Source organism: Saccharococcus thermophilus (assembly GCF_011761475.1).
In the GTDB taxonomy this organism is placed as follows: Bacteria; Bacillota; Bacilli; order Bacillales; family Anoxybacillaceae; genus Saccharococcus; species Saccharococcus thermophilus.
On record NZ_JAASRS010000001.1, the window covers coordinates 1,909,284 to 1,934,293 of the forward strand.

25 protein-coding genes and 1 pseudogene are annotated in these 25,010 nt (G+C 45.2%); 2 read left to right on the forward strand and 24 right to left on the reverse strand.

Features of this window, described 5'->3' with window-relative positions; genetic code table 11:
• Window positions 1-166: 166 nt before the first annotated feature.
• Window positions 167-1,348: an IS701 family transposase gene (locus BDD39_RS10005; RefSeq protein ID WP_166910368.1), complete on the forward strand. Its 1,182-nt coding sequence runs from the start codon at window positions 167-169 to the stop codon at window positions 1,346-1,348.
• A 196-nt stretch (window positions 1,349-1,544) separates the two neighbouring features.
• Here the strand turns inward: BDD39_RS10005 and BDD39_RS10010 are convergent.
• The 14 genes and pseudogenes from BDD39_RS10010 to rpsU all read right to left on the reverse strand — a co-directional run bounded on the left by BDD39_RS10010 (window position 1,545) and on the right by rpsU (window position 11,897).
• Window positions 1,545-2,345: pseudogene (locus BDD39_RS10010) on the reverse strand (pyruvate, water dikinase regulatory protein).
• Window positions 2,346-2,364: 19 nt separating this feature from the next.
• Window positions 2,365-2,994, reverse strand: coding sequence for a transcriptional regulator CcpN (ccpN, locus tag BDD39_RS10015; protein ID WP_341801493.1), 630 nt, complete (start codon window positions 2,992-2,994; stop codon window positions 2,365-2,367).
• A 211-nt stretch (window positions 2,995-3,205) separates the two neighbouring features.
• A complete protein-coding gene (gene recO / locus BDD39_RS10020; protein ID WP_166910372.1) occupies window positions 3,206-4,015 on the reverse strand; it encodes a DNA repair protein RecO in 810 nt (269 codons plus the stop codon).
• Between the two features lie 31 nt (window positions 4,016-4,046).
• On the reverse strand, window positions 4,047-4,190 hold the full coding sequence (locus BDD39_RS10025; protein WP_166910374.1) for a YqzL family protein: 144 nt from the start codon (window positions 4,188-4,190) through the stop codon (window positions 4,047-4,049).
• A 99-nt stretch (window positions 4,191-4,289) separates the two neighbouring features.
• Window positions 4,290-5,198 (reverse strand): GTPase Era, encoded by a 909-nt coding sequence (era, locus tag BDD39_RS10030; RefSeq protein WP_166910376.1) that lies wholly within the window; start codon window positions 5,196-5,198, stop codon window positions 4,290-4,292.
• A complete protein-coding gene (locus BDD39_RS10035) occupies window positions 5,191-5,592 on the reverse strand; it encodes a cytidine deaminase (RefSeq protein WP_380630437.1) in 402 nt (133 codons plus the stop codon). The genes era and BDD39_RS10035 overlap by 8 nt, the downstream gene beginning before the upstream one ends.
• A gap of 121 nt (window positions 5,593-5,713) precedes the next feature.
• A complete protein-coding gene (locus tag BDD39_RS10040) occupies window positions 5,714-6,067 on the reverse strand; it encodes a diacylglycerol kinase family protein (protein WP_166910380.1) in 354 nt (117 codons plus the stop codon).
• Window positions 6,068-6,069: 2 nt separating this feature from the next.
• Window positions 6,070-6,540 (reverse strand): rRNA maturation RNase YbeY, encoded by a 471-nt coding sequence (gene ybeY, locus BDD39_RS10045; RefSeq protein ID WP_166910382.1) that lies wholly within the window; start codon window positions 6,538-6,540, stop codon window positions 6,070-6,072.
• Window positions 6,537-8,642 carry an HDIG domain-containing metalloprotein gene (locus BDD39_RS10050; protein WP_166910384.1) on the reverse strand — a complete coding sequence of 702 codons (2,106 nt, stop codon included), beginning with the start codon at window positions 8,640-8,642 and terminating at the stop codon, window positions 6,537-6,539. Before BDD39_RS10050 ends, ybeY begins: the two co-directional genes overlap by 4 nt.
• Window positions 8,643-8,697: 55 nt before the next feature.
• The gene (locus BDD39_RS10055; protein WP_166910386.1) at window positions 8,698-9,660 is read right to left on the reverse strand and encodes a PhoH family protein; all 963 of its coding nucleotides are present in this window, start codon (window positions 9,658-9,660) and stop codon (window positions 8,698-8,700) included.
• 2 nt (window positions 9,661-9,662) lie between these two features.
• The gene (yqfD, locus tag BDD39_RS10060; RefSeq protein WP_166910388.1) at window positions 9,663-10,850 is read right to left on the reverse strand and encodes a sporulation protein YqfD; all 1,188 of its coding nucleotides are present in this window, start codon (window positions 10,848-10,850) and stop codon (window positions 9,663-9,665) included.
• 21 nt (window positions 10,851-10,871) lie between these two features.
• Window positions 10,872-11,156 (reverse strand): sporulation protein YqfC, encoded by a 285-nt coding sequence (gene yqfC, locus BDD39_RS10065; RefSeq protein ID WP_166910390.1) that lies wholly within the window; start codon window positions 11,154-11,156, stop codon window positions 10,872-10,874.
• Between the two features lie 103 nt (window positions 11,157-11,259).
• Entirely contained in the window at window positions 11,260-11,709 is a 450-nt protein-coding gene (locus BDD39_RS10070; protein ID WP_166910392.1) for a GatB/YqeY domain-containing protein, read from the reverse strand.
• Window positions 11,710-11,723: 14 nt separating this feature from the next.
• On the reverse strand, window positions 11,724-11,897 hold the full coding sequence (gene rpsU, locus BDD39_RS10075) for a 30S ribosomal protein S21 (protein ID WP_008879912.1): 174 nt from the start codon (window positions 11,895-11,897) through the stop codon (window positions 11,724-11,726).
• Between the two features lie 152 nt (window positions 11,898-12,049).
• Here rpsU and BDD39_RS10080 point away from each other — a divergent pair, with 152 nt between their 5' ends.
• Window positions 12,050-12,982, forward strand: a complete 933-nt coding sequence (locus BDD39_RS10080) for a Na/Pi symporter (protein WP_166910394.1) — start codon at window positions 12,050-12,052, stop codon at window positions 12,980-12,982.
• Here BDD39_RS10080 and deoC read toward each other — a convergent pair.
• The 10 genes from deoC to lepA all read right to left on the reverse strand — a co-directional run bounded on the left by deoC (window position 12,979) and on the right by lepA (window position 24,921).
• Window positions 12,979-13,650, reverse strand: coding sequence for a deoxyribose-phosphate aldolase (gene deoC, locus BDD39_RS10085; RefSeq protein WP_166910396.1), 672 nt, complete (start codon window positions 13,648-13,650; stop codon window positions 12,979-12,981). The genes BDD39_RS10080 and deoC overlap by 4 nt on opposite strands.
• 125 nt (window positions 13,651-13,775) lie before the next feature.
• Entirely contained in the window at window positions 13,776-15,131 is a 1,356-nt protein-coding gene (gene mtaB, locus BDD39_RS10090; RefSeq protein WP_166910398.1) for a tRNA (N(6)-L-threonylcarbamoyladenosine(37)-C(2))-methylthiotransferase MtaB, read from the reverse strand.
• A 10-nt stretch (window positions 15,132-15,141) separates the two neighbouring features.
• A complete protein-coding gene (locus BDD39_RS10095) occupies window positions 15,142-15,891 on the reverse strand; it encodes a 16S rRNA (uracil(1498)-N(3))-methyltransferase (protein ID WP_166910400.1) in 750 nt (249 codons plus the stop codon).
• A 15-nt stretch (window positions 15,892-15,906) separates the two neighbouring features.
• The gene (gene prmA, locus BDD39_RS10100) at window positions 15,907-16,845 is read right to left on the reverse strand and encodes a 50S ribosomal protein L11 methyltransferase (protein WP_166910402.1); all 939 of its coding nucleotides are present in this window, start codon (window positions 16,843-16,845) and stop codon (window positions 15,907-15,909) included.
• Between the two features lie 5 nt (window positions 16,846-16,850).
• Window positions 16,851-17,993, reverse strand: coding sequence for a molecular chaperone DnaJ (gene dnaJ, locus BDD39_RS10105; RefSeq protein WP_166910404.1), 1,143 nt, complete (start codon window positions 17,991-17,993; stop codon window positions 16,851-16,853).
• A gap of 147 nt (window positions 17,994-18,140) precedes the next feature.
• The gene (gene dnaK / locus BDD39_RS10110; protein ID WP_166912368.1) at window positions 18,141-19,967 is read right to left on the reverse strand and encodes a molecular chaperone DnaK; all 1,827 of its coding nucleotides are present in this window, start codon (window positions 19,965-19,967) and stop codon (window positions 18,141-18,143) included.
• 23 nt (window positions 19,968-19,990) lie between these two features.
• Window positions 19,991-20,662, reverse strand: coding sequence for a nucleotide exchange factor GrpE (gene grpE / locus BDD39_RS10115; RefSeq protein ID WP_166910406.1), 672 nt, complete (start codon window positions 20,660-20,662; stop codon window positions 19,991-19,993).
• 97 nt (window positions 20,663-20,759) lie between these two features.
• Window positions 20,760-21,794, reverse strand: a complete 1,035-nt coding sequence (gene hrcA, locus BDD39_RS10120) for a heat-inducible transcriptional repressor HrcA (RefSeq protein ID WP_166912370.1) — start codon at window positions 21,792-21,794, stop codon at window positions 20,760-20,762.
• Between the two features lie 83 nt (window positions 21,795-21,877).
• Window positions 21,878-23,020 (reverse strand): radical SAM family heme chaperone HemW, encoded by a 1,143-nt coding sequence (gene hemW, locus BDD39_RS10125; RefSeq protein ID WP_166910408.1) that lies wholly within the window; start codon window positions 23,018-23,020, stop codon window positions 21,878-21,880.
• A gap of 71 nt (window positions 23,021-23,091) precedes the next feature.
• On the reverse strand, window positions 23,092-24,921 hold the full coding sequence (gene lepA / locus BDD39_RS10130; RefSeq protein ID WP_166910410.1) for a translation elongation factor 4: 1,830 nt from the start codon (window positions 24,919-24,921) through the stop codon (window positions 23,092-23,094).
• Between the last annotated feature and the right edge of the window lie 89 nt (window positions 24,922-25,010).

A 25,010-nucleotide genomic window follows, 5' to 3' on the forward strand; every position in this document is an offset into this window, starting at 1 on the left:
TTTGTCGAAAAAGATTTTGCACTTTCTCTTGACAAACAACTTATAAACTGTAGATGAGCAAATTCACTAACATAAATTTACATCCATACAAAAAAGGAGACATGAACCCGATTCCTTGATTAGAATAGATGTGTCACCAAACCATTCTCAAGGAGGTTCATGTCTCATGAATAGACTACCACATCACCAAGGAATCGACAAGTTTTTCGCAATGTTGGGGCTGGCCCTTTATTTCTCTAAGCCGGTCATGAAGCATCTCATTCATATTATCGATGCGCTGACAACGAAAGGATTTGCGGGAACCTTGACCGATCTGCATCACGAGAGCTTTCATCCCAACCATCGAACGACACTGAGCCATTTTTTCACGAAAAGCCCTTGGGATGAAGAAATCTTGCTTCGCAAACTCCAGCAGTGGATGCTTCGTCATGTGGAACGAACGGCCAAGCGAGAGAATCACCCCATTTTTGTTTCGATCGATGATACGATCTGCCGAAAAACGAAGCCTTCGTCACAGGCGAAACACGCTATTGAAGGGTGTAATTGGCATTATTCTCACGCGGACAAAAAGTCGATTTGGGGACACTCTCTCGTCTGGCTCATGGTTCATACGATGACGCAAGCCTTTCCCTTTGCGTTTCGCCTCTACGACAAGGCGGATGGGAAAAGCAAGGGTCAATGGGCCATCGAGATGCTTTCTTCTTTGGATGTGCACGGTTCTGTTTATGTGCTGATGGATTCTTGGTACCCATCGAAAACACTCGTGGAAGCCTGCCTGAAAAAAGGATTCCACGTCATTGCGATGCTCAAGACGAATCGGGTTCTCTATCCAAAAGGCATTGCGATCCAAGCCAAGCAGTTTGCACGCTACATCGAACCGAAAGACACCCATCTCGTCACGGTGGGAGAAGAGCGTTATCGCGTGTATCGCTACGAGGGAGCGCTGAAAGGTCTCGATGATGCCGTTGTGTTGTTGGCTTGGAAAGCCGATCAGCCGATGACACCTGAACATCTTCACTGCGTCTTGAGCACCGACCGGGAGCTAAGCGATGAAGAGATCTTGCGCTACTATGCCCAGCGTTGGTCGATCGAATGCTTTTTTCGACAAGCGAAAGACCAGCTGAAGCTCGATGGGTACCGCGTTCGTCAACGTCGGGCGGTGAAACGGTATTGGATCTTGGTGCAACTCGCTTATGTGTACAGTATGGTCGAATCCAACAGCGATTTCTCTACCGGGCTTGACTTCCTTCGAAAGAAGAAAGGACATAGCCTCGTGGAGTTTATTTACGATGCAGCCAAACAAGATATTCCCATTGATGTCGTTAAAAAACAGCTTCATGTGGCATAAGGGGTACTCCGTTTGTCTCTTTTTACATGGTAATTATTGTAATGAAAATTGCTCAACTACAGTTATAAATAGTTTAATCGTCTTTTACTCGCTCTAAACCTATATTGTGCATTTTCCCGCAATTTTTTATTATAATACAAATGGTGAAAATACGCTATAAAAAAGTAAAAGCACAGTTCACATGACTGTGAATGTGCTATAGTTTTCTTTTTTTCATAATAATGCTTGCTGTCTCTTCCACTGCTTTATTCGTCACATCGATTACATCGCAGCCGATTTTCGCGATGATCTCATCAAAATAAGCCAGTTCTTCTTTAATGCGGTCCATATTGGCATAAATAGCCTAGTCGTTTAATCCAAGCGATTTTAGACGCTCGCGACGAATCGAAAGCAACTTTTCCGGACTAATTTTTAAACCAAAACATTTTTCGCTCGGCACTTGGAAAAGCTGCTCCGGCGGCTCGACTTCCGGTACGATCGGCACATTGGCCACCTTTAGCCGTTTGTGGGCCAAATATTGCGATAGCGGCGTTTTCGAAGTGCGCGATACGCCAATTAAAACGATGTCAGCACGCAAAATTCCCCGTGGGTCGCGCCCGTCATCATATTTGACTGCAAATTCAATCGCTTCAATTTTCTTGAAATAATCCTCATCCAATACACGCACTTGTCCCGGCTCATATCTTGGTGTCAATTGAAACAAATCGCTCATTTTTTCAATTAGCGGTCCGATAATATCATATGCCATCACTCCTTCGCGCGCCGCTTCCTCAATAAGAAACTGGCGCATCTCCGGAACAACGAGGGTAAAGGCGATAATTCCTTGATTCATTTTCGCTAGCGCCACCACGTCGGCCAGCGTCGTTTTATCTTCTACATACGGTACACGTTTGATCTGAATATGGGTGCTATAAAACTGGCTTGCTGCCGCTCTTACTACAAGTTCCGCCGTTTCCCCTCCTGAATCGGAAACAACATAAACAAGGCGTTGATCCATCTTTCTCCTCCTTTTTCTCCTATAACAAATCGTCTTTTGCTAGCGCAACAAACGCCTTTGTCATATTTGTTTTCGTTATTCGCCCAATGACTTCATAACCTTTCTCCGTTTTCCGCACGACCGGCATAGCGTCGATTTGCTTTTCAATTAGCCGCTCCGCTACTTCAATAAGAGGATCGTCTTTATAACAAACCGCTATATTTGGCATTCTCGTCATAATGATATTGACAGGTATCGTCGTCAACTCCTGTTTGCCAATGCTTGCACGAAGCAAGTCTTTCCGTGATAGTACACCCACTAGCAGTGATTCATCGTCAACGACAAACAATGTGCCAACATCTTCGAGAAACATCGTCACAATCGCATCATATACGCTTACATTTTCATTGACAACAACTGGAATCGACTGGTAATCAGCGACCTTTATCTTTTTTATTTTATCGGCCAGTAACTGAGATCCTGTTTTTCCTGTATAAAAATACCCCACCCGAGGCCGTGCTTCCAAATAGCCCGCCATCGTTAAGATCGCCAGATCCGGACGCAATGTGGCCCTCGTTAAATTCAATTTCTCGGCAATGCTCTCTCCCGTAATCGGGCCATGATCTTTCACAATCTGCAAAATTTGCTCTTGGCGTTTATTCAGTTCGATCGTTGCTCACCACCTTACGCAAAAGCTATATCAGTTTAACTCGAAGATTAGACCTCTGATCATAAGAAGTTGTCATAGATTTTCGACTGTCACGCTAATGCGTGACAGTCGATGATCCTTTGATAAAAGCGCAAAGGATGGAACGCCAGGTTACATCATTATTATACTACACTCCGTTTCTAAGGAGAAAATTTTGTATGCGGAAAGATAACTAATGATCGCTTGTATTTTCGTTGTTTTCATTACGGTTTCCCGTGTTTGGGCCAGATGAACTTATCACTTTTAATTCATCAATTTGCTTTAAAAAACGTTTCGTTTTCAGCGACAATCCGGAATATTCGTCATAATAGGAAGAAATGACGGTACGAAGTTCTCGCTTCGTTCTTTCTTTTACAGAAATAGTTCCTAGCCTTGATATATCGATGTAATAAAACAAGCGCAACAGTCGGACAGCGGCTGCAGAAAGCGGAATGCGGTGCGGATCGGCAGCCTCGCAACGATGGCAAAGAAAACCGGCTTCCCTCACTGAAAAAGAAAAATTTCCTTCCGTTCGGTTGCATATTGCACAACGATCTAATGTCGGGGGAATCCCCATCACTGATAACATTTTCACCTCATAAATACAAGTGAGAATCTCTAAATCGCGCCCTTCGTTCATATATTGTAATGTCTGCAGGAGCAGCTCAAATAAATACGGATTGCGCTTTTGCTCCTCGGTGATTTTATCAGTCAGCTCTACAATATAGGATGCATATGCTGCAGTGAAAATATCTTCGCGGATGGTGCGCATCGAATCAATGATCTCCCCTTGATGCAGCACTCCAACCCCGCGGCTTCTGCGGATTAAGTAGTGGCCATATGTAAACGGTTGTGTAACAGCAGAAAGGCGGCTGCTTGGCTTTTTCGCTCCACGCGCCATCGCAGCCACCTTTCCCCATTCTCTCGTGAAGAAGGTAACGATTTTATTTGTTTCGCCATAATCGACTGTACGGATAACAATTGCTTCACATTTTTCAAACAAGCGTATCACCACCGATTTACGAGAACACCCATCAAAAAATAGGCTGATCGACTTCCTCTAGTTCCGTTTCCTGTTTATCGCCGCTAGGCTGTTGCTCTCTTTCCAGTTCTTTAAAAAGAAGATATGTGTCAATATTGCCCGTTTGGCTAAATAATTTCCAAGTAAATTCAATCATGGAACCACACCTCTTTCCGCCTTGCAGCATTGCTTGTTTTCCCGTCTAATCATAGATTGACTCCGACATCAAATGTTTATGTTGCGTAAAATTTTCTAATTAATACTCCTCTTCCCGGAATCCGAAGTCACGCAACTGGGCGAGACGATTGCGCCAATCTTTTTGCACTTTGACCCATAGCTCCAAAAATACTTTTGATCCAAGAAGAGCTTCAATATCCATGCGCGCCCGCTGTCCAATTTCTTTTAACATCCGTCCTTGCTTTCCAATGATGATCCCTTTTTGCGAATCGCGCTCTACGATAATGACGGCACCGACATAGACGGTGTCACTATCCTCGCGCCGCTCAATTCTTTCCACTACGACAGCAATGGAATGCGGAACTTCTTCACGCGTTAAGTGAAGCGCTTTCTCACGAATCAACTCCGCGATAATAAACTGTTCCGGATGATCGGTGATTTGGTCAGGCGGATAATATTGTGGACCTTCCGGCAAATATTTTTTAATTTGCAGAACCAAGTTCTCTACATTGTTTCCTTGCAATGCGGAAATCGGAACAATCTCGGCGAACGGATAAAGGTTTTTATATTGATCGATAAGCGGCAATAAATCATCCGGATGAACTTTATCAATTTTATTCATTACTAGAAACACTGGGGTATTCACTTCTTTAAGCCGTTCAATAATAAATGCGTCGCCGCGTCCAAATCCTTCTTCGACATTAACCATAAACAAGATAAGGTCGACTTCCCTTAACGCGTTCAACGCCACCTTCATCATAAAGTCGCCAAGCTTATGTTTCGGCTTATGCACTCCTGGCGTATCAATAAAAATAATTTGCGCATCATCCGTCGTGTAAACACCTTGAATTTTATTTCGTGTCGTTTGCGGCTTATCGCTCATAATTGCGATTTTTTGACCAATGACACGGTTTAAAAACGTGGATTTTCCTACGTTTGGTCTTCCGACAATCGCTACGAATCCTGATTTATATCCTTCCTTATTCATACATATCCTCCGCTGAAAAAGCTTGTGGTAATAGTTCTTTCACCGTTAGCTCCATGATATCGCCGTTTAAATTAGCCAAGATTACTTTCATATCGCTTGGACATAGCTCAGAAATAACTTGACGACAGGCGCCACAAGGGGGGACTGGCCGGGGCGTATCGGCAATCACCGCCAGAGCGGCGAATTCCTTATCCCCTTCCGAATACGCCTTAAAAAGCGCCGTTCGTTCCGCACAATTGCACATGCTGTAAGCAGCGTTTTCAATATTGCAACCGCGGTACACTTTTCCGTCTTTGGTTAATAAAGCGGCGCCAACTTTAAATTTCGAATAAGGAACGTAGGCATATTCTCGTGCTTTTTTTGCTTCTTCGATGAGTTCATTCATTTTCAACATTTCTCTTCCTTTCTCGACTTGGGAGACAATTTACCTCTTTCTTTTATTTTACAAAAAATCTTTATAAATTTCATCATCTTACATAAAAATATAACAGAAAAATTAGAATTTTCCTACTTATCTATATCACATGCGGCAGAAAGATGATGATTCCAATGATAACCGCGACAATAGCGGCGAACAAAACAGCAGCCGCTGCAATATCTTTTGCCGCTTTGGCCAGCGGATGGAAGTCGGTTGTCACTAAATTGACGGCACGCTCGATCGCCGTGTTGATAAGCTCTAATGTAATTACGCTCCCGATGGTCAGTAAAAGAACAAGCCATTCCCATTTGGAAATGTGAACGATGACAGCGGCAACAATGACAATAACAGCTAAGGCGATATGAACACGCATATGCGCCTCTTCTTTCATCGCCGTCATCATTCCTTCCCATGCGCAAGCAAAGCGTTTTCTTTCCCTTTGCCAATTCATAGCTATCTTGTTAACCCAAATCGATTTAAAATCTCTTCTTGTTTGGAAAACATCGTTTTCTCTTCTTCCACCGTTTTATGATCATACCCTAACAGATGCAAAAAGCCATGCACCGCCAAAAAGCCGAGCTCGCGCATGAACGAATGCCCATATTCCTCCGCTTGTTCTTTTGCCTTTGGAATCGAAATAATAATATCGCCAAGCAATGGCGGAACATCAGCGCCGATAATGTCAATTTCCCCTTCTCCTTTTTCCTCAAGCGCGAAGGAAATCACATCGGTCGGCTGGTCTTTTCCTCGGTAGTCGCGGTTGATGATGCGAATTCGCTCATTGTCGACAAAGGAAATGCTCACTTCTGCCCCTTGAGGGACTCCTTCCATTTCCGCCGCATAGTTTAGCAACTGCTCAATCATCGTTATTTGTTCTTCCGTCACTTCATTCGTTTCGTCGATAAAATCAATGTAGAGAATCATGCGTGCTTCACCTTTTCCTTTCGTATCTCTGGATATTCGATGCGCGAATGAAATACACCATTTAGCGTCTCACAAAGCGTGCGGGCAACGATTTCTAATTCTTTTAATGTAATATCACATTCATTCAATTGATTGTCTTGCAATCGATCCGCAATAATCGAGCGGACAATTTTTTCGATTTTCTCCTTCGATGGATTGGAAAGCGAACGTACCGCCGCCTCGACGCTATCGGCAATGCTAACAATCGCTGCTTCTTTCGTTTGCGGCTTCGGCCCCGGGTAGCGAAATTCCTCCGGTGATGCATCACCTGTTTGCTGTAGCGCTTTATGGTAAAAATATTTTAATAGTGTCGTACCATGATGCTGTTCGGCAATATCAATGATTTCTCTCGGCATGCGATGCTTCTTTAACATCGCTACTCCATCCGCCACATGGGCAAGGATAATATTTTTGCTTAACTGCGGCGATAAATGATCATGGGGATTGCCGCCGATTTGGTTTTCAATAAAATAGCGCGGCCGTTTCGTTTTTCCGATGTCATGGTAGTAGCAGGCGACACGCGCCAAAAGCCCGTTCGCTCCGATCGCTTCGCAAGCAGCTTCCGCTAAATTGGCAACCATGATACTATGATGGTACGTTCCCGGCGCTTCGGTTAAAATTTTGCGAAGCAGCGGGTGGTTCGGATTGGATAACTCGATTAATTTCATTGGCGACAAAATGCCGAATCCTGCTTCCAACACCGGCAACAGCCCAATCGTTAAAATTGACGAAAAAACGCCAGAGGCAAGCGCCATTAACAGAAACATTCCCATCTCCGAAAACGAATAATGGCCATTTTTCAGCAAAACCATGGCTAGCATCACAACGATATTGATAAATGCGACAAATACCCCCGCCTGCCAAATTTTTGCCTTGCGCAACTGGCTAGACAAAAAGAAACTGCCTGCCAATCCGCCTGTTAGTAAGTAAATCGCCAACGAGACTTGTATCGTGCCGTTTGCCCCTATTTCTTCATTAAACATCAAGCTTCCGCATACAGCGCAAAGAATGGCTGTCATCACCGCTATTCGCTCCCCAAGCAAGATGCGGACGAGCATGGCAGCGAAAGCGACCGGCACCAAATAGCCCGTGGAAATCGTATTCCCTTGCGGCAAAAGACGGACAAACACCATCATCAGCATAGTGATCGTAAATATTGTAGTGAATAGAAATAAATCCTTGTTTGTCCGTTCGCGTCCAAAGTAATAAACAATCGGAGAAAGCAAAAGTAACACCAAAAGGAAAAAGCCGATCAGCGGCTGGAAAGAACGGTCGTTTTGCAATAAACCGACAAGCTGCAGCTGGTGATAAATTTCATTCGTAATAAACTGCCCTTCCTCAGCAATCACTTGTCCTTGCAAAATTCTTACCGGCTTGATTTCATCCATCGCCTGTCTCCGCTTTTCTTCCGTAGCCGTCCGGTCGTAAATCACGTTTGGAATGATCGCCTGTTTGGTAAGCTTTGTAACAATTTCTTTTAATGGCTGCGAAAGCATAACGTACTTCAATTCATCCGTTACTTTCTCTCTTGCCTTGTCTAACTCCGATTGCGTAATCCGCTCCGCCATAATCGAATGGACGGCCGTTACCGCTGCTTCTTTCGCGTTTTTTATATCTTCTGGGGCTGCATGAAGCAACGTTTTCCACTCATTGACCGACAAATAAGAAAACCATTCCGGCGGCAGCCGCTTCTGCAACGCATCCACCATGTCCGTTTGCGCTTCGCTCTCTTCTTTGGCCTTGGCTTGTATGTCCATAATCGTCGTAAATAAGGAAGAAATTAAATCGACGCGATTTTCCGCGTATTCCTTCTTTAATGTATAAACATCGGCTACTTTATCTGCCGCTTCCCTTTTTAGTTTTTCCGTCGCCTCCTTATCTTCGATCGTAATCGGCGACCGAATTGTTTCTTTTGCGATGTCAAATAGGCGCAGTTCATATTGGTGCGGCTTCACTTGCCAGTAAAGAACCGCAAACAGCATCAGCCCTAAAAACAAAAATAAAAGATAGCGGACAAAACGAACATGGCTCGTATGCTCTAGAAAAAAACGAATCCTTTCCACCGGTTTTTCCCCTCACTTTAAAGAAAAGACCCTGCGGAAAACGGGTCTTTTCACTCTATATGCCTGCTTGGTCATACGCTTCAATAATTTTCGCCACGAGCGGATGGCGCACTACATCCGATTGCTCGAGAAAAACAAATGAAACGCCATTAACGGTAGACAATATTTCTTTGGCTACGGCAAGTCCTGATTTTACTCCCTTCGGCAAATCCACTTGCGAAATATCGCCGGTAATCACCATTTTTGAACCAAATCCCAACCTTGTTAGGAACATTTTCATCTGTGCCGGGGTTGTGTTTTGCGCTTCGTCTAAAATGACAAAAGCATCTTCCAACGTTCTCCCGCGCATGTAAGCAAGCGGGGCAATCTCGATCGTTCCGCGCTCAATGAGGCGCTGCGTGTGGTCTACTCCTAATACATCATGCAGCGCATCATAAAGCGGGCGCAAATATGGATCTACTTTTTCTTTTAAATCTCCCGGTAAAAATCCTAAACTTTCTCCCGCCTCCACCGCCGGACGGGTCAGAATAATGCGTTTCACTTGCCCATTTTTTAGCGCACGAACAGCCATGACCACCGCCAGATATGTTTTCCCGGTTCCGGCTGGACCGATTCCGAACACAAGATCGTGCTGCTTGATGGCGGTTACGTAGTGCCGCTGTCCTAACGTTTTGACGCGAATCGATTTTCCTTTTACATTTTTCGTTATTTCTTCCTCATATAAGCTGATCAAATAGTCGAGCGCTCCTTTTTTCGCTAACTGCACCGCATACATCACATCCCGTTCGCTAACTGCAATTCCTTTGCGGATGATGATCAATAAGTGGCGCAACAGGTCGTCAACAAGCTGTACCTGCTCGGGAGTACCGGAAACGCTCACAGTTTCCCCTCTTGTGACAATGGAAACCCCTAATTCCTCTTCCAATCGTTTGAGATGGGCATCATGAATACCGAACAGGGCAATTGCTTCGTTTGCGTTTTCCAATTGTTGACTAATCGTTACAAACTCCTCTGACATCCTCAATCTCCTTGAACGATAGGTTGTGGTATTGCAATATTTTCAATCACTTGATAATGCAATTCTACCCTTACTTTATCATTCTCTTTCGTCTGATGCAAAACTTTTTCACCTTTTATGGAAGCATCATCGGGCAGTTTTTCTTTTAATTCCTCACGGGCAAGTTCCTTCGCCTTCGCAAACGCTTCGTCCCACGTATAGCGTCGCTTTACTTCCGCTGTCTCCCGGAAAATGACGCGCTCGTAATATAAGGGCAAGTCCCATCGCAAAAAACGAAACGGCCTTTTCTGCACATCGATTTCATAATTCGTAAACTTCGGCTTTTGCCATCCCCATATTGGAATGGAAATATTCCCGATCGTTATATAATGTTTTTCCATATATTTTCCCGTTAATACGCGAAATGTCGCATGAAGCGGCAGGACAACGGTAGACTTGTACCATGTTTCGCCAAAAACTTTTCCCCTCGCCGGCACTAATTTTGTTTTCCCCTCTTTTCCGATCATTCCGGACACAAGCAGCTGTCCTTTCGTAACATGGTCATGAACGGAAACGATCGGTTGCCCTTCTTCGACAAACATATCTGTAATAATCGCCTTCTTTTTCGCCACTAAATGACGCGCCCCTATTGGTTTAGGCTCGTCGGGCTGTTCTTTTTCCGCCACCCGAAAATAAAGCGTCGTCCCTTTCAGCTCTACGCCGACCCATGTAATTGCATCAATGCGGTCGGTTAGCTTTTTTTGGATCGTTTCCGGGTCATCGATAAGAAATTGAAACGCTCCTTCTTCCACTCCCATTTGTTTCAATTCTTTCGATATGCGATATTCTGTTTCCGGCTTTGCTCCTTTGATTTCAATCCTCCATATCATATTGGAAAGCAAAAAGACAATAGTGAAAAATAGACACATGCCGACTAAAAACCCCGTGTTCGTTACTGCTTTCCGCAAAAAAAATGGAAAACCTGTTTTTTCTACAAAATAAAGTTTGCACTCGCTTCTTCGGGCGACAATGCGCAAACGCTTCACATCGCTTAGCTTAATAAAAAACGTCGCAATATGATCGCTATGCTTTTTCACATTCCAAATGGCAATATCATTGCGCACACACGCGTTAAGCAATCGTTCCACACCTTTGCCTTTGGCTTTCACCCTTACGCTGCCGATCAGTACGTTCATCCATTGGTTTTTCATCGCCTTTCCTCCCATGAACCGTTATTCATCTATATAAATCACTTGGCTGATTTTCCCTTCCAATAAAATTTCTTCTGGCAAAATCGTTTTGATGACAAACTTTTCGCCGCGGACGAGGAGTTGCCCTTGCTTTAAAAGGAGGCGCAGTTCTTTATCGCTAAACGTCAATAGTCCCTGGTGATTTTCAATATAAATATGTATTTGCCCAACCATTGTAATGCGGGGAAGATCCATCATAATATCAGCGGGAAGCTCCAATTTATCGGTTATCCATCTTTTCATCTGCTGGCGCCACTTTTTCACCATAAAAAAGAACCCCCTTTCATCTCATATGTATGAGATGAAAAGGGGTTATAGCACCTGTTTTGAAAAAACAAAGGGTGCTCCGCCATACGGAGCACCCTGTTCATCATTGCGAAAGTTGTTGTTGGACAAGTTTATTGACGAGAGAGCCATCCGCTTTTCCTTTTACTTTCGGCATGATCGCTCCCATCACTTTCCCCATATCCGCTTTTGAGGAAGCCCCTACTTCGGCAATCGTCTGCTTGATGATTTCCAAGAGCTCTTCCTCTGTGAATGGCTTTGGCATATATGATTGAACAATTTCCAGTTCCACCTTTGTTTTTTCCACAAGGTCGGCACGGCCAGCGTTTTCGAATTCTTGGAGGGAGTCTTTACGCTGCTTTAATTCGCGAGAAAGAACGGTTAGCTCTTCGTCTTCCGATAATTCGCCTTTGTTAAGTTTAATCGCTTCGTTTTGCAACGCCGCTTTCAACATGCGAAGAACGGAGAGTTTCTCTTTTTCTCTGTTTTTCATCGCCTGCTTCATATCGTTATTTAAACGATCGAGAAGACTCATATATACACCCTCTTTTAATGTTTGCGCTTTCTAGCCGCTTCAGACTTTTTCTTCCGTCTGACGCTTGGCTTTTCATAAAATTCGCGCTTTCTTACTTCTTGCAGTGTACCTGTTTTGGAAACGGCACGCTTGAAGCGACGAAGAGCGTCGTCAATCGATTCGTTTTTGCGAACGATGGTTTTTGACATCCTACTTCCCTCCCTCCGAGCAACAACCATTACATTTTGTTACTATGCGTGTACTTGTCAATTATAATACATGCTCGCGCCAAAGGTCAATAAAAAACTGTCATTGTTATCCTTCCTTGCCCATACAAATAAGATGAAAGGGGGAAGGACAAGTGGTGCAAATACTCATTTGGTTCTCTGTATATACCGGTATTTTTCTTCTTGGCATGTTTATGATGAAAGCGGGATTCTACGCTTTATCCGGACACCGTCTGAAGCGGTGGCTATTACGCTTTACAAACACCCCATGGCAAGGATTTCTTACCGGGACAGTGACTACCGGCCTTATGCAAAGCAGCTCTGCCGTGATGGTCATTACAGTGGGGCTCGTCTCCACCGGATACCTTACATTCCGGCAATCGATCGGCATCATTTTGGGGAGCAATATCGGCTCTACCATCACGACAGAAATCATGACGCTTCACGTCGGCGACAACGCCATTCCATTGCTTTTCATTGGCGTGATTCTTGTCTTTTTTGGGCGTTACCGTCCTGCCTATAGCATAGGAATGATTCTGGTCGGACTCGCTTCTTTATTTTTTGCCATGAACGGGTTTAGCCAATTGGCAAAGCCTCTAGCCGCTTATCCGATCATTGACGAATGGCTGAAAAAGACTGCCCATTCTCCTTTTATCGGAATAATGATCGGCATCATTTTTACAGCCATGATCCATTCAAGTGCGGCAACGATCGGCATTGCAATGGGTTTTTTAAATGAGCATTTATTAACCTTGCCAGCCGGCATTGCCATTTTGCTTGGCGCGAATATCGGCTCCTGTGTAACCGGCCTTCTTGCCAGCATCGGCTCCACCTATGAAGCGAAATTAACCGCGTATACTCATTTATGGTTTAATGTCGTTGGCGTTGTCATCTTTTCTTTTTTTATCGGCCCGCTCGCCTCCATAGCAAGCAGGTTGAGCACTTCTCCAGACGTACAGTTGGCCCATATCAGCGTCCTGTTTAACGTCATTTGTTCGCTAGCGGCGCTGCCATTTACCCGTTGGATCGAAGCGGCTATATTATTTTTCCACGGCAGGCGTCCTTAATAATCAGTGCGTGTCGTTTTTCCTTCGACGATCGCTACGCCGGAACTTGTCCCGATGCGCGTGGCCCCTGCTTGTATCATGGCGTTTGCGCTTTGCACGTCACGGACGCCACCGGAGGCTTTCACACCGATGTTTGGTCCGACTGTTTTGCGCATTAAAGCCACATCTTCGACTGTCGCACCGCCGGTAGAAAAACCGGTCGACGTTTTGACATAATCCGCGCCTGCTTTAACGGCGAGCTGGCAGGCGCGGACTTTTTCTTCTTCGGTAAGGAGACACGCTTCAATAATCACTTTCACAAGCGCTTTTCCTTTTGCTGCGTCGACAACGGCGCGGATATCTCGTTCCACAAGCTCATCGTTTCCATCTTTCAGCGCGCCGATATTGATCACCATATCGACTTCTGCCGCCCCATTTTCAATCGCGTTTTTTGCTTCGAACGCTTTTGTTTCCGGCGTATTGGCTCCGAGCGGAAAGCCGATTACCGTACATACTTTCACATCCGTGCCTTTTAACAATTCGGCCGCGGTTGCCACCCATGTTGGATTGACGCAGACGGAAGCAAATCCGTATTGTTTTGCCTCCTCGCACAACTTCACAATTTGCTCCCTTGTTGTATCCGCTTTCAGCAACGTATGATCAATCATTTTTGCAATGTTTTTTTCCATCTTAACAAATCTCCCTTCACAAGCCATATAGAAGTCTGACATCTATCATCATACCATTACTTCCTCAAAAAAGCTAGTTTACACCACTTTTATTATAAACAAAAAACCCAGCTGCAATAGCTGGGTTATGAGCTTAATTTTACGGATTGAGGGGCGCCGTCGGTAACAACGCGGACAAATTCCCCTTCATTATACGGATATCCGGCTTTTGTAATTTTTACTTTGACGATTTCGCCGATCATTTCTTCGGTAGCCGGGAATTTCACTTTTAGATAGTTATCGGTGTAGCCCATATACAGGTCGCTTTCCGGATTTTCTTTGTCGCGCTCTTCCGGAATCACTTCCAGCACTTGCCCTTCAAATTGCGAGGCGTATTCTTTCGCCAATTGGTCGGACAGCGCAATTAAGCGGCGGACGCGGTCATGTTTTACTTCCTCGTCCACTTGATTTGGCATGCGCGCGGCCGGCGTGCCTGTCCGTTTGGAATACGGGAAGACGTGGAGTTCGGAAAAACGCTGTTCGCGCACAAAGTTGTATGTTTCCATAAACTCTTCTTCCGTTTCGCCCGGGAATCCGACGATCACGTCCGATGTAATCGCCAGTTCAGGGAACACTTCACGCAGACGTGCTAGCCGCTCGGCAAAAAATTCGGTTGTGTATTTGCGGCGCATCCGTTTTAATACGGTATTGGAGCCCGATTGAAGCGGAATATGCAAATGGCGCACGATCTTATCGGAACGGCGGAGCACGTCGATCACTTCGTCGGTAATTTGGCTCGCTTCAATCGATGAAATGCGAAGCCGTTTCAGACCGACAACTTGCTCGTCCAAATCGCGGAGCAGCGCAGCGAAGCTGTAGTCTTTCAAATCGGTACCGTAACCGCCTGTATGAATGCCCGTTAACACAATTTCTTTATAACCGGCGTCGACCAGCTGCTGTGCCTGGCGGATGATTTCTTTCGGATCGCGGGAACGCATTAATCCGCGCGCCCATGGAATAATGCAAAACGTGCAAAAGTTATTGCATCCTTCTTGAATTTTTAAAGAGGCACGCGTCCGGTCGCTAAACTCTGGAACGTCCATTTCTTCAAACACGCGTGTTCTCATAATGTTGTGAACGGCATTAATCGGCTGGCGTTCACGTTGAAACTGTTCCACATATTCTAAAATTTTTCCGCGGTCTTGCGTGCCGATGACAATATCTACCCCCGGAATCGCCATTACTTCTGCCGGTGACGTTTGCGCGTAGCATCCCGTTACGCATACAACCGCATCCGGATTCCGGCGAATGGCGCGGCGGATGACTTGGCGGCTTTTTTTATCGCCTGTGTTCGTTACCGTGCAAGTATTGATGACATACACGTCGGCACGGCTTTCAAAATCTTTCCGTTCATAGCCCGCTTTTTTAAACAATTGCCAAATCGCTTCCGTTTCATAATGATTTACTTTACATCCAAGCGTATGAAATGCAACCGTTGGCATTGCTCTCACCTCACTGTAGTTCAAATTGGTACGAAGCGACCGCTAACAAATAAAGCGGCGCCGTTTCGGTCCGCAAAATCCGCGGGCCAAGGCTGCAGGAAAAAAAGCCATGCTGCTTCAGAAGTTCAACTTCTTCGTCGGCAAAGCCTCCTTCTGGTCCAAACACGGCAAGGAGAGATTGGCCACGCTTCATCTGTTGAAAAATAGCAGCAAGCGTTTGATGATTGCCTTGCTTCGCCTCCTCTTCATAGGCAACCATTCGGTAATCTATCGTTTTCGCAAACTCAATCAGCTCATGGATCGTTAGCGGAGCGTGCACATCGGGAATTTGGCTGCGATGCGCTTGCTCTGCCGCCTCTTTTGCGATTTTTTTCCAGCGGTCTATTTTTTTCTCCATCTTTTTTGCGTCCCATTTGACAACAGAGCGAGCCGCCAGAAAAGGAAGAAAAGCGAAAGCACCAAGCTCCGTTCCTTTCTGAATCACAAACTCCCATTTATCTCCTTTCGGCAGCCCGTGGGCAATATAGATGTGAATCGGCAGTTCCGTTTGTTCTTCTATCCATTCTACAACACGAGCTATTACATTCTCACTGGTAATTTGTTCAATTTCGCACCGAGCTGTTTTGCCGCTCGAAAGGACGCAAATCAATTGGCTTCCCTTTCCCATGCGCATCACGCGGACAATATGGTGGTAGTCATCGCCGCCAATGGCAATCCGGTCGCTTGTCTGTTGATTATCGGGAACAAAATATCGCTGCAACACAATCCCTTCTTTTCATCGTTTTTTGGCGATAAATGCCACCCAATCTTCCATCACTAACGTTTCCTCAATGACAAACCCTGCCGCTGTTAAGCCGTCTTTGACTTCCTGCTTCTTCGCTTGAATAATTCCAGACGTAATAAAATATCCGTCTTTTTCAAGAAGGCGATACGCATCATCAACGAAGCGCAAAATAATTTCCGCCAAAATATTGGCAACAATAATGTTTGCCCGTTCGTCGATGTGGTCAAGCAAATTGTTTTGCGAAACAGTCACGATATGCTGCACCTTATTTAGCTTCACATTAAGCTTTGCACTATCGACGGCCACTGGATCCAAGTCAAGAGCGCGGACGGATTTGGCGCCTAGCATTGCCGCGGCGATGCTTAAAATGCCGGAACCAGTGCCGACATCAATGACCATATCTCCAGGTCTTACATATTTCTCCAGCGCCTGAATACACATGACTGTCGTCGGGTGGGTCCCCGTGCCAAACGCCATGCCTGGGTCCAATTCAATAATCAATTCGTCGCTCGACACTGGCTCATAAACTTCCCACGTCGGAACAATCGTAAATTTCTCTGATATTTTCACAGGATTATAATATTTTTTCCAGGCGGTTGCCCATTCCTCTTCATTTACTTCGCTGATCGTAATCTTATTTTTTCCAATATCAATGTCGTACAATAATAAATTGTTAATCGCCTGTTTAATTTCTTCCACCGTTTCGCCGAGAAAGCTGTTGACCGGCAAATACGCTTTAATAATGACGCCTTCTTCCGGATAATCGTCCGGATTCAGCTCATATATTTCCCCAAACCAATCTTCTCTTTCTTTGATTAAATCATACGGGTCTTCGATCACGACCCCTCCCGCACCTGCTTCGTGCAAAATATTCGAAATCGCCTCGACTGCCTCATGCGTCGTATGAATGCTGATTTCTGACCATTTCATAAAATTCATGATTCTCCTTTAAACGCTTTTTTTACCTTATCAAAAAAGCGGTCATGTGGTTCATGATGCATGCTCGAACCGCCTAATTGGTCAAATTCACGCAATAATTGCTTTTGCTTCTCCGTCAGTTTCGTCGGTGTCACAACACGGACAATGACATGCTGATCACCATAGCCGTAGCCGCGCACATTCGGCACTCCTTTTCCTTTTAAGCGGAATCTCGTTCCTGTTTGCGTACCTGCCGGGATTTTCAACTTCACGTTCCCGTGAAGGGTTGGGACTTCGATCTCATCCCCAAGCGCGGCTTGAGCGAAGGTAAGCGGCACTTCACAATAAATATCATCGCCGTCACGTTCAAAAAATTCATGCGGCTCCACATGAAAGACGATATATAAATCTCCTGGCGGTCCACCGTTAATCCCCGGCTCTCCTTGACCGGCGACGCGCAATTGTTGTCCTTCATCAATTCCAGCCGGGATTTTCACATGGATTTTTTTCCGTCGTTTTACGCGGCCTGTCCCGCCGCATGTCGTGCATTTTTCTTTAATATATTGCCCTGTTCCACCGCAATATGGACATGTGCGGCGATTGACAATGCGCCCAAACGGAGTGGACTGCTCCGTGCTGATTTGTCCTGCCCCATGACAATGCGGACATGTTTCCGGCTTTGTGCCTGGTTTTGCTCCGGTGCCATGGCAAGTGTGGCACGTTTCTTCACTCGGAATCTCAATATCGGTCTCTTTGCCAAACGCCGCTTCTTCAAATGTTAATGTCATCGTATATTGCAAATCGGCTCCGGCTCTAGGAGCATTCGGATTACGCCGGCGACCGCCGCCAAAAAAAGTGTTGAAAATATCCTCAAAACCGCCAAAGCCGCTAAAACCGCCAAAATCAAAATCATCGCTGCGGAATCCACCGAAGCCTTGATTTGGATCGGTGTGGCCAAATTGATCGTAATGGGCTCGCTTTTGATCATCGCTTAACACTTCGTAGGCTTCTTTAATTTCTTTAAATTTCTCCGCCGCATCGGGCTCTTTATTCACATCTGGATGATACTTTTTCGAAAGCTTCCGATACGCTTTTTTAATCTCTTCTTTTGTCGCGTTTTTGCTGACTCCGAGAATTTCATAATAATCTCGCTTCGCCATGATGATCATCCACTCCCGATTCACTCACATAAAGGTAATTTTAGCATTTCTCTCTTTTTGATTGCAATAGATTTAAACTGGCATCTTCTTATTAGCAAAAAAGTCAAAGCCAAGACAGGCCTGACTTTGACTTTTTTCACCAATGTATTATTTATCATCTTTTACTTCTTCGAATTCTGCATCAACTACATTATCATCTTTCTTCGTCGTGCTGTCAGCTCCCGCTTGCTGATTTTGCGCTTGCTTGGCCGCTTGTTCGTATAGCTTAATCGATAGCTGCTGCACTGCTTCTTGCAACGCTTCTTTCTTTTTGCGGATTTCATCGAGATCGTTTTTCTCGAGCGCCGCTTTCAGCGCGTCTTTTGCTTCACGCGCTTTTTTCACTTCTGCTTCGTCTACTTTTCCTTCCACTTCTTTTAACGTTTTCTCCGTCGTAAATATTAGGTGGTCGGCCTCGTTGCGCAATTCGGCCGCTTCTTTCCGCTTTCTGTCCGCTTCGGCGTTTTCTTCCGCCTCTTTAATCATGCGTTGAATTTCTTCTTCGGAAAGACCGGATGACGATTTAATCGTAATCGATTGTTCTTTGTTCGTGCCTAAATCTTTTGCGCGGACATGGACAATACCGTTCGCGTCGATATCAAACGTTACCTCAATTTGCGGTACGCCGCGCGGTGCAGGCGGAATATCCGTCAATTGGAAACGGCCAAGCGTTTTGTTATCGGCCGCCATCGGGCGTTCCCCTTGCAGCACGTGAATGTCGACCGTTGTCTGGTTATCTGCGGCCGTCGTGAAAATTTGCGATTTGCTTGTTGGGATCGTTGTGTTGCGTTCAATTAATTTTGTAAATACGCCGCCCATCGTTTCAATTCCGAGCGACAGTGGAGTAACGTCAAGAAGAACGACGTCTTTCACTTCGCCAGCGATTACACCGCCTTGAATCGCCGCACCAATCGCTACCACTTCATCCGGGTTGACCCCTTTATGCGGCTCTTTTCCGAGTTCGCGTTTAATCGCTTCCTGTACAGCCGGAATGCGCGTAGAACCGCCGACAAGAATGATTTTGTCAATATCCGCTGGTGTCAAGCCCGCATCTTGCAATGCTTGGCGAACCGGTCCCATCGTGCGTTCGACAAGGTGGGCGGACAACTCTTCAAATTTTGCTCTTGTTAATGTCGTTTCTAAATGGAGTGGGCCGCTTTCATTAGCGCTGATAAACGGCAAGGAAATTTGCGTTTGCGTGACGCCGGAAAGTTCTTTTTTCGCTTTTTCCGCAGCGTCTTTCAACCGTTGCAGCGCCATTTTATCTTTGGATAAATCGATGCCGTGCTCCTGCTTAAATTGGTCGACTAAATAATCGATAATGACTTGGTCAAAATCGTCCCCACCAAGATGGTTATCGCCGGCTGTCGCTTTTACTTCAAACACGCCGTCTCCAAGTTCAAGAATCGATACGTCAAACGTACCGCCCCCTAAGTCGTAGACGAGGATCGTTTGATCTTCTTCTTTATCCAAACCGTACGCAAGCGCGGCAGCCGTCGGTTCGTTAATGATGCGTTCTACTTGTAAACCCGCAATACGTCCGGCATCTTTTGTCGCTTGACGTTGTGCATCATTAAAGTAAGCCGGAACGGTAATGACAGCTCTTGTCACCGGTTCTCCCAAATACTCTTCCGCATACGATTTTAAGTATTGCAAAATAATTGCCGAAATTTCTTGTGGAGTATATTTTTTGCCTTCGATTTCTACTTTATAGTCTGTTCCCATATGGCGTTTAATAGAGATGACGGTATTTGGGTTCGTAATTGCTTGCCGTTTCGCTACTTCGCCGACTAAACGTTCTCCGTTTTTAAACGCCACAACAGAAGGAGTAGTGCGGCTTCCTTCCGGATTTGGAATGACTTTCGGTTCACCGCCTTCTAATACGGCAACGCAGGAGTTGGTCGTTCCTAAGTCAATACCGATAATTTTGCTCATCATGATCACCCTCCTATACTCATTTATTGACTTACTTTCACCATTGCCGGACGAATGACACGGTCTTTCAGTTTATAGCCTTTTTGAAATTCTTCCACGACCGTGTTCGGCTCATAATTGCTGTCTTCTACTTGCATCACCGCTTGATGCAAATGCGGGTCGAACGGTTTGCCAACCGCTTCGATCGCCTCGACCCCTTCTTTTTTTAAGGCGTCTAATACGGAACGGTAGACCATTTCCATTCCTTGTAAAATAGATTTCGCCTGTTCGTTATCCGCCTCTATTTTTAACGCGCGCTCAAAGTTGTCCAAAGCCGGCAATAGATCGCTCACTAAACTTTGGGCGCGGTACTTTTCTGCCGCTTCCATTTCCTGACGTGTGCGGCGACGGAAGTTTTCAAAATCGGCATATAAACGAAGATAGCGGTTTTCCATTTCTTTTATCTTCGCTTCAAGTTCCGCAATTTTTGCGTTTGCCACCGCCAGCTCATCGTTTTGTTCCTGCTCCGCTTTTGGCTGTTCTTCTTTAGGTGCTTCTTGCTGCTCTTGCGTATTATCCTGCTGCGTGTTTTCCGCGTTTCCTTCCTGCGGTTCATTTCCGCCGCGCTCTTCTGCTTTTTCCTCTTGCGGCTCTGGCTCTTTCCACTCTTGTTCATATGTAGCTTTTTCTTGAGTTGCTTTTTGTTCTTGTTCCATCGGTTTCACCTCCCTTTAAAGCAGCCTGTCTATGTATAAATAGCCACAAGGAAAGGATGGATTGCACCCATCCATCCATTATCCAATATGACCATTGCTAACTATTTTGATACCATTTTGTTAACGCGGTGGATAAATCGGAAGCCATCCTGTTTAAAATAGTAATGACGCGCGAATACTCCATTCGTGTCGGTCCAAGAATCGCAATGGTACCCAACTGCTCATCGCCAATCGAATACGTCGCTGTAATCAGGCTGCAGTTCTCCATTCCGCTTAATTGATTTTCACGGCCGATCGTCACTTGAATGCCTTTACGGTTGTGTTTGCGCAACAAACGGTAAAAATCTTTTTCCTGCTCAATCATTTTCATGAGCGGCCGAATTTTTTGAATGTCGCTAAACTCCGGCTGGTTCAGCATATTCATTTTCCCGGCAAAAAACATTTTTTCTTCCTGCGGGATGTCCAGCGTTTCGACAATCGTTTTCAACATGCTATCGTAGTTATGAATATGCTTGCGCAGCACATCGGCCACTTCTTTATAAATTTTATCCTTTAAATCAATCAGCGGGACGCCAATTAGCCGTTCATTTAAAATATTCACCATTTTTTCTAGATCCGACGGATTCACCGAAGCAGGAACGGTAATGACATGGTCTTCTACATGTCCTGTATCGGTAACAATAATCGCCACAGCGGTTTGCTGATTCAACGGAATGATTTGGATTCGTTTTAATTTGTTCTCTTTCACCGCCGGCCCAAGAGCAATCGACGTATAATTCGTCAAATCGGATAAAATTTGCGCTGATTTTTGCACCACTTTCTCCAATTCATAAATTCGCTCGGCAAAAATAGACTTGATTTTTTGAATATCCTCTTTCGTCAAACGCTGCGGCGATAACAAATGATCGACGTAATAACGGTATCCTTTTTCCGATGGCACCCTGCCGGAGGACACATGCGTTTTTTCAATATATCCAAGCTCCTCTAAATCAGCCATTTCATTGCGAATCGTCGCCGAACTTAAGGCAATTTCATGTTTTTTTGATAACGTCCGCGACCCGACAGGCTGTCCGGAGCGGATAAAATCATCAATAATCACTTGCAAAATAAGCAATTGGCGCTCCGTTAACACGCTCATCACCTCTGTTAGCACTCAAATACCCCGAGTGCTAAATCTATTATTAAGGTATCAAATCCATATGCTAATGTCAATGTTTACATTCCGGTGAGAAACGCTTGAAACACCTCATTGCCAAGGAGACGTCCTCGGCGGGTCAGGCGCACGTGCGTATCTGTTTCCTCAAGCAGCCCCTTTTGCCGTTCGGAACGAATGGCTGCCCCGAACACCTTATGCACGTCTCTTCCAAACTTTTCGGAAAAGCGTTGTTTGGATACTCCTTCTGTTTTTCTCAATCCCAAAAACATTTCTTCTTCCATTTGTTCCATCCGTGTGACCCGATGAATCTCGCGATACGGCAGCCCTGTTTCCTGTACTTTGGCGATATATTGTTTGATCGGACCGATATTGGCGCGGCGAACGCCGTTCACATAGCTGTGGGCTCCTGCACCGATGCCGTAATATTCTTCATTATTCCAATACGTCAAATTATGTCGGCTTTGAAAGCCGGGACGCGCATAGTTGCTGATTTCATATTGCTGATATCCGTGAAGTTCCATCTGCCGCATCGCTTCCTCATACATTTCCGCTTCTTCCTCTTCACTCGGTAACGGAAGCGTTCCTTTTCTCCACAAATTGTAAAAAATCGTTTTCGGTTCAATGATGAGAGAGTAAGCAGAAATATGCTGAATATCAAGGGAAAAGGCAATGTCCAAGTCCGCCTGAAACTGCTGTAGCGTCTGATTGGGCAAACCATACATTAAATCAATGCTAATATTGTCAAAGCCGACTTCTTTCGCTAATGAAATCGTACGTATGACATCATCATAGCGATGTGTTCTTCCTATTGTCTTTAATAAGGAATCATGAAACGTTTGTACCCCGAAACTTAGGCGGTTGACTCCCGCACCTTTTAGCAGTTGCAGCTTTTCCCTTGTAAGTTCATTTGGATTCGCTTCAAATGTAAATTCCACTTCGTCTTTGGAAAAACGAAAGTGTTTATAAATGCTTTCCAGAAAAAAATCAAGCTGCTTCATTTCTAAAACAGTCGGCGTCCCGCCGCCGACAAACAAAGTGTCAAGCCGCTCGGCAGGGAAGGCTTCCACCGTTTTTTTCATTTCTTGCTCCATCGCCTGCAAATATTCATCCACCGGTTGTCCTTGGAAAAACACTTTATTAAAATCGCAATAGTAGCAGATTTGCGCACAAAACGGGATGTGGAAATACGCGGATTTAACCAACTTCAACATCCTTTCTTATAAATAAACAAGGCTATCCCAAAAAAGGAAGAGACAGCCTTGTATCATACAGATTATTTTTTATTATCATCGATTTTTAAGACCGCCATAAACGCCTCTTGCGGAACTTCGACCGAACCGATTTGCTTCATCCGTTTTTTCCCTTCTTTTTGCTTTTCCAACAGTTTGCGCTTCCGTGACACGTCCCCGCCGTAACATTTCGCTAACACATTTTTCCGCAACGCTTTGATGGTCGAACGGGCGATAATTTTATTGCCGATGGCCGCTTGCACCGGCACTTCAAACTGCTGGCGCGGGATTAAGTCTTTTAATTTTTCGACAATCACTTTCCCCCGCTCGTACGCGGCATCGCGGTGAACAATGAACGATAGCGCGTCAATTTTTTCACCGTTTAAAAGAATATCCATTTTCACCAATTTTGACGGCTTATAGCCAATCAGTTCATAATCAAACGATGCATATCCTTTCGTGCTTGACTTCAGCGTATCAAAGAAGTCATACACAATTTCCGAAAGCGGAATGTCATAAATTAACGTAACCCGTTTTTCATCTAAATATTGCATATCGACAAAGTTGCCGCGTTTCGCTTGACATAGCTCCATCACTGGCCCCACATAATCATTCGGCACCATAATGGTCGCTTTGACGTACGGCTCCTCGACATGGTCAATTCTTTGCGGTTCCGGCATATTGGACGGATTATCCACTTCTACTTCCGTTCCATCTGTTAAGTACACTTTGTAGACGACGCTCGGCGCCGTTGTGATTAAATCAATATTAAATTCACGTTCAATGCGCTCTTGAACAATTTCCATATGCAATAATCCGAGGAAGCCGCAGCGGAAGCCAAACCCGAGCGCTTGCGACGTTTCCGGCTCAAAATGAAGTGCCGCATCATTTAATTGCAGCTTTTCTAATGCTTCGCGCAAATCGTTATAGCGTGCTGTATCGATCGGATACATACCGCAAAAGACCATTGGGTTTAGCTTGCGGTATCCTGGCAGCGGCTCGGAAGCCGGATTTTCTGCATCGGTGATCGTATCGCCGACGCGCGTATCGCTTACATTTTTAATGGAAGCTGTCAAATAGCCGACATCGCCGACCGTTAATTCGTCGACAAGCTTTGGCTTTGGTGTAAACACACCGACTTCGACGACCTCAAACTCTTTGCCGGTGGACATCATTTTAATTCGCTGCCCCGGCTTTACCGTTCCGTCAACAACGCGAATATAAGCGACAACGCCGCGATAGGAGTCGTACAGCGAATCAAAAATAAGCGCCTTTAACGGTGCGTCTGGGTCGCCGGATGGCGCTGGAATTTTCTCTACAATTTTTTCTAAAATTTCTTCAATGCCAATGCCGACTTTCGCCGAAGCCAGCACCGCATCCGATGCGTCAAGCCCGATCACTTCTTCGATCTCTTGGCGAACGCGTTCCGGTTCGGCGCTTGGCAAATCGATTTTATTAATGACCGGTAAAATTTCTAAATTATTATCGATCGCTAAATAGACGTTAGCCAACGTCTGTGCCTCAATGCCTTGGGCCGCATCGACAACGAGAATCGCTCCTTCGCAAGCGGCAAGGCTTCGCGACACTTCATACGTAAAATCGACATGGCCAGGCGTATCGATTAAATGGAAAATATATTCTTCTCCATCTTTTGCTTTATACTTTAACTGAACCGCATTTAGCTTAATGGTAATGCCGCGCTCCCGCTCCAAATCCATCGAGTCTAGCATTTGCTCTCGCATTTCCCGTTCGGAAAGCGCGCCTGTTTTTTCTAAAATACGGTCCGCTAACGTCGATTTTCCATGGTCGATATGAGCAATAATGGAAAAATTGCGAATTCGCTCGCGTCGTTTTAATCTTTCTTCCCGATTCATCTCTCTCACTCCTACTATTTCCCGAAACTACACTAGCTTTGATTATAGCAACAGAGCAGACAAGATTCAATGACATAGTTTTGCAAAGC